Consider the following 11013-nt stretch of genomic DNA (forward strand, 5'->3'; position numbering starts at 1 on the left):
ATTAAGGTGATGAAAATACTGGACGAAAAAGGCTGGTTAGGAAAAAATGTTGTAGGCTCTCAGGGAAATCAGACTTTATTTCTGGTGATTCAGCATGCTGATTTAGAATATCAGCAAAAATATTTGCCTATGATGAGAGAAGCGGTCAAAAATGGAAATGCCAATCCAGCAAATCTGGCTTATTTAGAAGATAGAGTAGCTTTGAGAGAAGGAAAAAAACAAATTTATGGCAGTCAGAGTTCAAAGAATAAAAAGACTGGTAAAATTTGTATTGCACCAATGATAGATCCAGATAACGTAGATAAAAGGCGTGCAGAAGTCGGACTTGGCACAATGGCCGACTATGCAGCGAAATTGAATATTGATTGGAATTTGGAGGAATATAAAAAGGAATTGGCTGAAACAGAAAAACTTGAAAATACAAAACCATGATACAATTATCAAATGCAGAAGAACAGTTAATGGAGCATTTATGGAAGCTTGAAAAGGCTTTTATGAAAGATTTGCTCGAAGCGTATCCGGAACCAAAACCGGCAACAACAACCGTGGCGACGCTTTTAAAACGAATGATCGATAAGAAGTTTGTAGCGTATAACGAATTTGGGAATTCTCGAGAATATTATCCGTTAGTAAAGAAAACAGACTATTTTGCAAAACACGTAAAAGGGTTGATTAGTAATTTCTTTAATAATTCGGCATCGCAATTTGCTTCGTTTTTTACGACCGAGACCAATTTGTCGGCTTCGGAATTGGAAGATCTTAAAAAAATAATCGATTCAGAAATTCAAAAAAAGAAAAAATGATAGCTTTTATTGTAAAATCGACAGTCGCTTTATGTGTTTTTCTAGCTTTTTATCATTTGATCTTAGAGCGAGAAAAAATGCATCAGTTTAATAGATTTTTTTTGCTTTTTGCAATTGTGATTTCTGGTGCAATTCCGTTTATCTCATTTGAAATTATCAAAGAAATTCCTGTAGATTTTTCAAGGCAAGTTGCTATTAGTCAGCATGCACTTAATACGTCGATTCATCAAACAGCAGAAAAAGTAGATTATAAATTCATTCTTTTATGGACTTTATACGCAATCGTAACGCTGTTGATGGCAATAAGGTTTGGAAGAAATATTTGGAAGATTTTTTCCAGAATTGGCAATTCTCCAAATGTAGAATTTAAGAATTCAAAATTGGTTTTGGTAAAAGAAAAAATATTGCCACATACCTTTTTGCATTACATTTTTATCAATTTAGAAGATTATAAAAAGCAAAATATTGAAGCCGAATTGTACACGCACGAATTGGTTCATGTGCATCAAAAACATACTTTGGATATTCTCTTTATAGAGTTTTTAAAAGTTGTTTTTTGGTTTAACCCGATCTTTTTGTTTTATAAAAAAGCAATACAACTCAATCACGAATTTCTTGCCGATCAGGAAATTGTGAAAACTTATAATAATGTTCCGTTTTACCAAAATTTACTTTTAACAAAAGGAAGCGAGAAACAAACGATTTACTTGGCTAGTAATTTGAATTATTTAGTAACAAAAAAACGATTAATAATGATGAAAAAAAGAACATCAAAAAACACAGCGTTTTTAAAGAAAATTGCTGTAGTGCCTCTGGTCACGATTTTAATGTTGCTGTTATGCATGAAAACAGTTGCACAAGAAGTGAAAACAGAAGTAAAAAGTAGTACAAGTAAAAATTCTTCTGATGAGAAAACAGTTGTTTCAAAAGATAAAAAACAAGACTTGGCTGTAAAGGAAAAATCTGTTAAGCCAACAGACAAGGAAAAAAACAAAGTTTCGTCTCAGCCAGCAGTTGCTTCAAAAAAAACGCAGGATGTAAAAGAGAATGAAGCTTTAAATAAAAAACAAGAATCTGGTTCTGAGGTGAGTGCTATAATTAGTGAAAGTGAAGAAAGAGTAAAAGAACGAAGAAAATCTTATGGTTATCAAGATATGAAGTTTGATACTACAATGTTTAGAAGACCACAAAATCATTGAGAATAAAATATTCTTAAAAAAGGTAAATAATCGATTCAGAAAAAAATAAAAAATGATAACATATCTTTTAAAATCAGGATTATTGCTTGCTGTTTTTTATGCAGTATATAGATTGTTGTTAGAAAATGAAAAAATGTTTCGTTTTAATCGTGTCTATCTTATCGGAAGTTTGATTTTTAGCCTAGTTATTCCGCTGCAATTGTTTTCGATTGCATCATTTTTTCCGTCAAAAATTAAAACAATTCAGCTGGATGAAATAATGATTGTGTCTAATCAATCAATCTTAAAGGAAGTGTCATACAATGAAATCGTATATTTCTTTTTAGGTGCAATTTATGTTCTTATTGCAACAATTTTACTGATTCGATTTGCTATAAATGTATCTTCCTTTTTCTTGAAAATGAAAAAGAATTCGGTACAATTTATAGACAATCAGAAACTTGTTTTAATGAAAGAATCGATTTTGCCACATTCTTTCTGGAATGCTATTTTTATTAGTAAAGAAGATTTTGCAAATGGAAAAATTCCATCAGAATTAATCGCTCATGAAAAAGCACATTTACAGCAAAAACATACTTTAGATATTCTTTTTGTTGAGGTTTTACAAATCGTATTTTGGTTTAATCCGATGTTTGTTTTGTTTGAAAAAGCCATAAAACTCAATCATGAATTTTTGGCCGATGAAGCTGTAAACAAACAATTTGATGAAGTTAAAAGCTATCAGAACTTATTGTTGCAATTTGCTTCAAATAAACAAACTGTTTCGTTGGCAAGTACTATCAATTACCAAATAACTAAAAAACGTTTACTTATGATGACAAAAGAGAAATCGCCATTTTTAATGATTTTGAAAGCGAGTTGTGTGGTTGCTGTTTCAGTTGTATTGTTAATTGCTTTTAATTCGGAAGCAGTTGCACAATCAAGTGATAATTTGACAACTAAAAAAGATAATTACATTAACTATATTGAGGCTAGTGTAAAAAAGCCACAATTTCCTGGCGGAATAGAAAAGTTCTATATGTTTGTGGGACAAAATTTTAAAATGCCAGAAGAATTTTCGAAACAAAAAATAGAAGGCAAACTTTTTATTGAGTTTATGGTTGAAAAAGACGGGAGTTTGTCTGAATTTAAAATTGTAAAAGATTTAGGATATGGAGCAGGAGAGGAAGCAATAAGAATTTTGAAACTTTCGCCAAAATGGATTCCAGCAACTGAAAATGGTCAAGCTGTTCGAGTACTATATTCATTGCCTATAACGCTTCAAAGTGAGAAGTAAAGATTCTAAGTTTCTAAGCTGCTGAGTTTTTTTCTTTATCAAAGTTTCAAACTTTGACAAAGATTGGAGTTTGTTTAAACCGTTATCACTTTGAACCTTTGCCTCTTTGCACCTCAGAATAAAAAAAAATCCGCTTCTGATGGAGGAAGCGGATAAAATCAAAAAACTAATTAAAAAAAAATTCTAAAAATAAACATGCAATCTAGACTAAAACAAATCTGGATTGTAACCAAAATAAGGTACATTTTGTTCATTAAAAATAACCCCATATTCTTCTAACTCTTTCAAAATAGGTTCATAGACTTCCTTTTTAATAGGAAGTTGTACACCTGGAGTTGTAATTTTTTCGTTTAAAATCAATAATGTAGCAATAGCAACTGGAAGTCCGACTGTTTTTGCCATTGCGGTATAAGTTTGGTCATCGCCAATACAAACCATTTTAGAATCGATTTGTTTCTTTTCTCCATTTAGTTCATAACCAAATTTGTGATACATCACAATCATATCTTTATCTTCTGGTTCAAGAGCCCAACTGTCGGTTAAGATTTTTTCCAAAATCTGAGCTGGAGTTGCTTTAGGAAGATTTACTTTTTTGTTTGGGTTAAATAAATCCAATTCCAGAAGTTTATCCCACATAATATCGTCTTGATCGATTTTTAAGATCAGACGTGTTTTAATTTCAGCTGAATCTGTTGGATGATACGGTAGAAAAGAATTGATAAACTGACGATAGCTCATGTTTTCAGAATCTTCTATAATATAGCTGTCATCTGTCATACCGAGCTGTACAAACATGTTCCAAGCTCTAGAAAAACCAACTCTTCTAATGGTTCCTCTATATAAGGTAAGAATATCATCTAAACCATAAACCGAACGGTATTTAAGAGAATCGCGATTAGAATAGGCTTCAAATTTCCCGTAGCCTTCTACTTCCAGAAATTCAGTTCTTCTAAACAAAGCGCTGTACGGAATGTATTTATAAGTGCCTTCCTGAATAAACTTCGCTGCACCACCTTGTCCCGCCAAAACAACGTTTCTTGGCGCCCAAGTAAATTTGTAATTCCATAAATTATTGTCAGATTCTGGAGCTACTAAACCTCCGCAGAAAGATTCAAACAAAATCATTTTACCGCCTTTAGATCTGATTTCGTCAATGACTTTCATGGCGCTCATATGATCGATGCCTGGATCGAGACCGATTTCGTTCATAAAAATCAGATTGTTTTTGATGGCTTCCTCGTTTAAAGCCTGCATGGCATCGCTTATATAAGATGCGGTAACAAGATGTTTTTTGAATTCCAAACAGTCTTTTGCGATTTCGATATGCAGATGCGCCGGAAGCATTGAAATTACTATTGAAGCATTTGCGATAGCTTTTCTTCTTTCGGCGGCATTAAAAATATCTAAGGCAAGCGGAGTGGCGTTTGGATGATTTTGTGTCTTTGCTTTCGCAAGATTCAACGAAAGGTCAGCTACCGTTAAATGTAGTTGTTCTTCATTAGATTTCGATAATAAATATCGAATCAAAGACGATGCAGATCTTCCTGCTCCAAATATTAAAATGTTTCTCATGCTTTAAATATTTAACACAAATATATTTAAATGTTATAAATATAACAATTCAAATTAAAGAAAATAAAATTATTTTTTTCGCAAAACCCAAAAAATAATTTGATTTTGTTCTAAATAATCCAGAAACAACGGCGGTTTTTCAGTTCGTTTGAAGTATTTTTGTTTGAAATTTCAAAAGAGATATATTATGAAAAGAAGAATCGTTTTAACAGGAGCTTTTATTGGTATGTTAGCTATTATTTTGGGTGCTTTTGGTGCTCATTTATTAAAAAAATATCTTTCGGTTGACCAATTAAATACTTTTGAAGTTGGTGTTCGTTACCAAATGTATCACGCTTTATTTCTTCTGTTTTTATCTACACAAAAAGACCTTGCAGAAAAGACCTTAAAAACGATCTATAATTTCGTTGTTGCAGGTGTTGTTCTTTTTAGCGGTTCGATTTATTTATTGGCAACAAAAGACTATACTTTGTTTGAATCTAAAATTATAGTATTCGCAACTCCAGTGGGTGGTTTTCTATTAATTATTGCCTGGACGCTATTATTCTTTACGATTTTGAAGAGAAAATCATAAAATCCCGAAAAAAAAATTCTGTCTAAGAATTAATCTTTAATTTTGTCACATAAATAACATATAACTTTATTTGTGTGACTTTTTTGTATTTTCTGTTGTCAAACAAAAATAATATAACAAAATCACGCATTAGGTTGTAAATAAACAAATTAGAAGCGATTATTTTTTTCTTTTTATAATTTTTAAAGTGAAATTTCTCTTTTTTCACATAAATTAAAGTGAAATTTAAGTATTTTAAAAGAAATAAAAATAAATCTGTAATTTTGCTTTAAACAAAAAATCACACACAACTTAAAAACTTATGGACACTAATACAGTTTTCGCGCAATCGATTTCGTTAAAAGAGTTAGGAATTGAAAATGCAAAAGTTCGTTATCAACTATCTGCAGATGAATTACATGCGATTACTTTGCAGTCAGGTCAAGGTGTTGAAAATTCTACTGGAGCGTTAGCAATTAATACAGGTGAATTTACAGGCCGTTCTCCACAAGATCGTTTTATCGTAAAAGATGATATTACAAAAGATCAAGTTTGGTGGGGAAATGTAAATATCCCATTTGAGCCCCAAGCTTTTGAAAAGCTTTATAATAAGGTAACAGCATTTTTATCAGACAAAGAAGTTTTTGTTCGCGATTCTTATGTTTGTTCTGATCCAAATTATAGATTGAATGTACGTGTTGTAACAGAAACTGCTTGGTCAAACTTGTTTTGCTACAATATGTTCTTAAGACCAGAAGATTCTGAACTGGCAAATTTTACTCCAGAATGGACAGTAGTTTGTGCTCCAAGTTTTATGGCAGATCCTGCTGTAGACGGAACACGCCAGTCTAATTTTGCTATTTTAGATTTTACTAAAAAAATTGCTTTAATTGGTGGAACAGGTTATACAGGAGAAATGAAGAAAGGAATTTTCTCTGCATTAAACTTTATTCTTCCAGTTTTCAAAAATACACTTCCAATGCACTGTAGCGCCAATGTTGGTGAGGCAGGAGATACAGCAATCTTCTTCGGATTGTCTGGTACTGGTAAAACAACTTTATCTGCAGATCCAGAGCGTAAATTAATCGGTGACGATGAGCATGGATGGACAAACGAAAACACTGTTTTCAATTTTGAAGGTGGATGCTATGCAAAAGTGATTAATTTAACAGAAGAAAATGAACCAGACATTTTTAGAGCAATCAAAAAAGGAGCGCTTTTAGAAAATGTGGTTTTCAAAGCAGGAACAAACGTAGTTGATTTTGACGATGTTTCTATTACACAAAATACTCGTGTAAGTTACCCAATAACACACATTGATAATGTACAGCCAGGTTTGGTTGGACACAATCCAAAAAATATATTTTTCTTAACAGCCGATTCTTTCGGAATTTTGCCTCCAATCTCAAGGTTGACTCCAGGTCAGGCAGCATACCACTTTATTTCTGGATATACTGCAAAAGTTGCTGGAACAGAAGCTGGTGTAACAGAGCCACAACCTAATTTCTCTGCTTGTTTTGGAGCGCCATTTATGCCTTTACACCCAACGCGTTATGCTGAAATGTTGAGCAAAAAAATGAAAGATGCGGGAGTAAAAGTGTGGTTAATCAATACAGGATGGACTGGAGGAGCTTACGGAACAGGAAGCCGTATGAAACTTAAATATACTCGTGCTATGATTACTGCTGCATTAAAAGGAGAATTAAACGATGTAACGTTTAAAAATCATGAAGTATTTGGAATTGAAATTCCTCAAGATTGTCCAAACGTTCCAGTGGAAATTTTAAATCCTAGAAATACTTGGGAAGACAAAGATTTATACGATAAAAAAGCGTTGGAATTAGCACATAAATTTAAAGCTAATTTCGCCAAATTTGAAGAGTTTGCAAATGCTGAAATCTTAGCAGGAGCACCGATTACAGAATAAAAGGAATTATTTAATTCAAAATAAAAAAGCTGTTCAGAAATGAACAGCTTTTTTTAGTTGGTTTCCAATCGCAGTAAAAAAATAGACACTGAACACGGGACTGCGACTGAAAACCTTGAAACTTTTATTTTTTAGCTTCGTCAATTCGTTTTTGAATCAAATCCCAAGTATAATAATGGAAAGTCATTCCATTACTCATCGCTACGAAAAGTCCGTTTTTGAATTTTGGCCCTAAATTTACACTAGTAACATCTGCACCATCACATTCGATTGTAGAAGTTGGAACTTCAGCCAATAACGGATGATTGTTCGGATTTCCGTTGGCACCTTCTCTTGGATAAACCATAAAAGAATTTGCCTGCTGGTTAGATACTAAAATATATCCTGTAGAATCTGTTTTTTTGTAAATCGCAATTCCTTCATGATCTGCTTTGAAATCTTTCTGACCAAAGAAAGCAAATTCTTTATTATCGTTTAAAGCCGGATCTGCTTTGTATTTTCTAATTCCAGCCTGTTCATCGCAATAGTACACAAAACCTAATTCGTTATCTACAGCAATAGCCTCAATTTCTTTTTTACCGCTGTAAGTTCCAAATTTTCGAACCACTTTTGCAGCAGCGAATTTTCCGTTCCCAGAAAGTTCATATTGCCATAAATAACTTCCAGAAGGACCCGTTTTTCTTCCAACAATAGCAAAAATTTTCCCATCAGATGGACGAGTGTACAAAGAAATTCCCATCGGATCGCGTTGCGTTTCTCCTTCAAAAACAGGAATTCCGCCGTTATCAATTGGCTCTAAATCAGGTAAACTGAAAATTCTGATTTTGTTTTCTTCACGTTCAGTTGTTACGGCAACATCAACTTTTTTTCCGTCAATAATTAATCCGTAAGCGATATCAACGTTGTTCGGACGTTTTAACGGAATTGATTTTTTAAGGATTTTCCCATTCAAATCAAAAGCGTACAAACCTCCGTCTGTGTCTTTATCTGTTCCAACAATAATACTCTTTGAAGCATCAGTTGGATTGATCCAAATTGAAGGATCGTCTGTATCGTGAGGTAATGCTTCTGTAACGATTGTAGGTTTTACTGCGTTTGGCTGAACTGGCGCTAATTTATCGTTTTTGCAAGCTGTAAAGGTTAAGCTTAAAAGTAAAAAAGCGACTAAAGATTTATTTTTCATTTGTATAGTATATTTTAATGCAATTAGACAGAGCATTAAACTCTGTCTAATTTAAGAATTTTATAAAAGTGCAGAATTACAAGTCTAATTTCAATCCGAAATTGTAACGTGGCTGGTAGTATTCTGCTTGTTTTGTATGTGCAGCAACTCCTTGGTAGTAACGTAACGGCTGGTTTGTTAAGTTATTAGCTTCTGCAAAAAAGCGTAATTTTGGAGTGATTTTATAAGCAGCATTTGCATCTAAGAAAAACTGTTTGTCATAGTAACTGTCTTTGTAAGACTCAGAACCTAATTCATCTAAATAATCAGATGTAAAGTTGGTTGAGATTCTTGCAGAGAAACGTTTGTTTTCCCAAGATAAAGATCCGTTAAACATGTGAGGTGTTGTTCCAGGAAGACTGATGTCGTTTCTTTCGTTTCCATCCTCATCAGCAATACCTTTTGCTTTAGATTGTGTGTAAGTATAGTTTAAGTAGATTGCAAAACCTTTTAAGAATTTACCAGGCAAGAAATCTAATTGGCGTTGGAATGCAACTTCAAATCCGTAAACATCAACATTTTTTCCATTTCTTGATTGTAAGAACGACCAGTTTTCTCCCGCAGGAATTGGGTTTACTTGATTAGGGAAATCTGCAGCAAATTTCGCATCAGTATATTGATTGTCGCTGTAGTTGTAAATGAAATCATTTAATCTTTTGTAGAAAACACCTCCAGAAATCAAACCAACAGATTTGAAATAGTTCTCTGCCATGAAATCATAATTGTATGAATAAGTAGCTTTAAGATCTGGATTTCCAGCTGTAATTTCTTTATCTGCAGCGATATTGTTTACATAAGGAGCTAATGCGTAATAGTTAGGTCTAGCTAAAGCTGTTGTAGCAGCTGCTCTTAAAACTAAATCTTTTGTTGCATTGTATTGGAATGAAATACTTGGCAATAAATTAGTGTAAGAGTTGGTGTTGTTGATTTTGCTTTCTAATTCTTCCTCGTCTAATACACGGTTTCCTGTGTAGTCAATGTGCGTGTTTTCCATACGGAAACCTAAAACCATAGAAAGTTTATCGTTAAAATCCTGATCCCATCTTACATAAGCTGCAGTAATTCTTTCTTTAGCATTATAGTTTACAGCTAAATATTCTGCTGGATCTGCTTCTTTTTCGAATAGAGAAGCATTATTCAAATCTAAACTTCCTAAGAAAGAAGCTGAAGCAAAAGTTCCTGGCACATATTTACTTCCTGGATTAAAATCTTTTCCGTCATAATAACTTGTTGGAACTTGTGATAATAATTCCATATCATCATTAAGTGGAGTGTAAGAATAGAACATATTGTTTCTTTCTTTTTCTTTCAAACGAAGTCTAAGACCAGTTCTCAATCTTCCTTTTTCTCCTGCAATTACAGAGAAAGGGAAACGGATATTTACTTTTGCGCCAAATTCACTTTCACTTGTTTCGTCTGTGTTTTCAGTAACAGAATCAAATTTAAATTCGTCAACAGATTCTCCAACTGTTGTTATTAAAGGAAATCTAATGTCAGATAAATCTTCGAACATTTCTAAACCTTTCTGACGGTATTCGATATAACGCTCACCCGGACGGTATTCTCTTGCTTTTGCATAGTTAGCAGACCAATCTAAATCTAAAGTTGAGTTGATTAAGTGCTCTCCACGAATAGAATAATTTTGTACTCTTTGGTCTTCTAACCTTCTGTTTTTATTTCTGCTGTTGTCTAAACCACCTTTTGTCTGACGTTTTACACGACCTTCAAAACCAACAATTTCTTCACCATTATAAAGAGGTTCGATATCATCGTAAGTAGTTCTGAAACGGTTTTCTCTATCATCTCTCCAGTTGTAGATTGCATTAGCAAAAATTGTATTGTTATCGTTGAATTTATAATCTAAAGCAACAGACGCACTACGACGAATACGTTGTACATCATATTTTCTAATTTCTGAAGCTTGTAAATATTGATTTCCAAAATCATCTTTTACCCATTCGTTTTCGATGTTATCAGAACCGTAATCAACATTGTTGTAAGATCCGCTAAAAACTACTCCAAGTTTATCATTAGCAAAGCGATTACCGTAAACAAAACCAGCAGTATAAGAAGCGTGGTCACGAATTGGCAAATATCCTCCAGCAAGAGTTGCAGAAATTCTTTCTCCGTTTGGAGTTGCTCTTGTAATTAAGTTTACAGAACCTCCAATTGCATCAGCATCCATATCAGATGTAAGTGTTTTGTTTACTTCGATAGTAGAAATCATATCAGACGGAATTAAGTCCATTTGTACGTTTCTATTGTCTCCTTCAGCAGATGGAATTCTATCACCATTTAAAGTAACAGAGTTCAAAGACGGAGCTAAACCTCTAATAATGATGTTACGCGCTTCACCTTGGTCATTTTGCATTGTGATACCAGGAACACGTTTTAAAGCATCTCCAACGTTAGCATCAGGAAAACGTCCCATTTGGTCAGAAGAAATTACGTTTCCGATGTT

At 33.3% G+C, this 11013-nt stretch carries 9 protein-coding genes; 6 read left to right on the forward strand and 3 right to left on the reverse strand.

Annotation, left to right across the window (positions count from 1 at the left end):
* The 4 genes from B3J44_RS09970 to B3J44_RS09985 form a co-directional block, all read left to right on the forward strand.
* Positions 1–432 (forward strand): DUF6624 domain-containing protein (locus B3J44_RS09970; protein ID WP_349678291.1); only part of this gene is annotated, 432 nt, incomplete at its 5' end.
* Positions 429–803, forward strand: coding sequence for a BlaI/MecI/CopY family transcriptional regulator (locus B3J44_RS09975; RefSeq protein WP_198854767.1), 375 nt, complete (start codon positions 429–431; stop codon positions 801–803). The genes B3J44_RS09970 and B3J44_RS09975, both read left to right, overlap by 4 nt.
* Positions 800–2002 carry a M56 family metallopeptidase gene (locus tag B3J44_RS09980; RefSeq protein ID WP_286968220.1) on the forward strand — a complete coding sequence of 401 codons (1203 nt, stop codon included), beginning with the start codon at positions 800–802 and terminating at the stop codon, positions 2000–2002. Before B3J44_RS09975 ends, B3J44_RS09980 begins: the two co-directional genes overlap by 4 nt.
* Before the next feature lie 52 nt (positions 2003–2054).
* The gene (locus B3J44_RS09985; protein ID WP_286968222.1) at positions 2055–3278 is read left to right on the forward strand and encodes a M56 family metallopeptidase; all 1224 of its coding nucleotides are present in this window, start codon (positions 2055–2057) and stop codon (positions 3276–3278) included.
* A 207-nt stretch (positions 3279–3485) separates the two neighbouring features.
* Here B3J44_RS09985 and B3J44_RS09990 read toward each other — a convergent pair whose 3' ends face one another.
* On the reverse strand, positions 3486–4850 hold the full coding sequence (locus B3J44_RS09990; protein ID WP_286968224.1) for a saccharopine dehydrogenase family protein: 1365 nt from the start codon (positions 4848–4850) through the stop codon (positions 3486–3488).
* A gap of 187 nt (positions 4851–5037) precedes the next feature.
* On the opposite strand from B3J44_RS09990, the gene B3J44_RS09995 reads away from it, so the two are divergent.
* Complete coding sequence (locus B3J44_RS09995; RefSeq protein WP_198854764.1) at positions 5038–5424, forward strand: DUF423 domain-containing protein; 387 nt, start codon at positions 5038–5040, stop codon at positions 5422–5424.
* 301 nt (positions 5425–5725) lie between these two features.
* Positions 5726–7330: a phosphoenolpyruvate carboxykinase (ATP) gene (pckA, locus tag B3J44_RS10000; protein ID WP_286968225.1), complete on the forward strand. Its 1605-nt coding sequence runs from the start codon at positions 5726–5728 to the stop codon at positions 7328–7330.
* Between the two features lie 124 nt (positions 7331–7454).
* Here pckA and B3J44_RS10005 read toward each other — a convergent pair whose 3' ends face one another.
* Complete coding sequence (locus B3J44_RS10005; protein WP_286968227.1) at positions 7455–8513, reverse strand: phytase; 1059 nt, start codon at positions 8511–8513, stop codon at positions 7455–7457.
* Positions 8514–8589: 76 nt separating this feature from the next.
* Positions 8590–11013: TonB-dependent receptor (locus tag B3J44_RS10010; protein WP_286968229.1), on the reverse strand; the 2424-nt coding region annotated here is incomplete at its 5' end.

The sequence above is a fragment of the Flavobacterium sp. UBA4854 genome, from assembly GCF_002399805.1.
Classification (GTDB): domain Bacteria; phylum Bacteroidota; class Bacteroidia; order Flavobacteriales; family Flavobacteriaceae; genus Flavobacterium; species Flavobacterium ginsengisoli.

What these genes read in the sequence shown, in the direction of transcription:
- B3J44_RS09990 (WP_286968224.1), bottom strand. Translation starts at nt 4,850, where the DNA reads ATGAGAAACATTTTAATATTTGGAGCAGGAAGATCTGCATCGTCTTTG.
- B3J44_RS09985 (WP_286968222.1), top strand. Translation starts at nt 2,055, where the DNA reads ATGATAACATATCTTTTAAAATCAGGATTATTGCTTGCTGTTTTTTAT.
- B3J44_RS09995 (WP_198854764.1), top strand. Translation starts at nt 5,038, where the DNA reads ATGAAAAGAAGAATCGTTTTAACAGGAGCTTTTATTGGTATGTTAGCT.
- pckA (WP_286968225.1), top strand. Translation starts at nt 5,726, where the DNA reads ATGGACACTAATACAGTTTTCGCGCAATCGATTTCGTTAAAAGAGTTA.
- B3J44_RS10005 (WP_286968227.1), bottom strand. Translation starts at nt 8,513, where the DNA reads ATGAAAAATAAATCTTTAGTCGCTTTTTTACTTTTAAGCTTAACCTTT.
- B3J44_RS09980 (WP_286968220.1), top strand. Translation starts at nt 800, where the DNA reads ATGATAGCTTTTATTGTAAAATCGACAGTCGCTTTATGTGTTTTTCTA.
- B3J44_RS09975 (WP_198854767.1), top strand. Translation starts at nt 429, where the DNA reads ATGATACAATTATCAAATGCAGAAGAACAGTTAATGGAGCATTTATGG.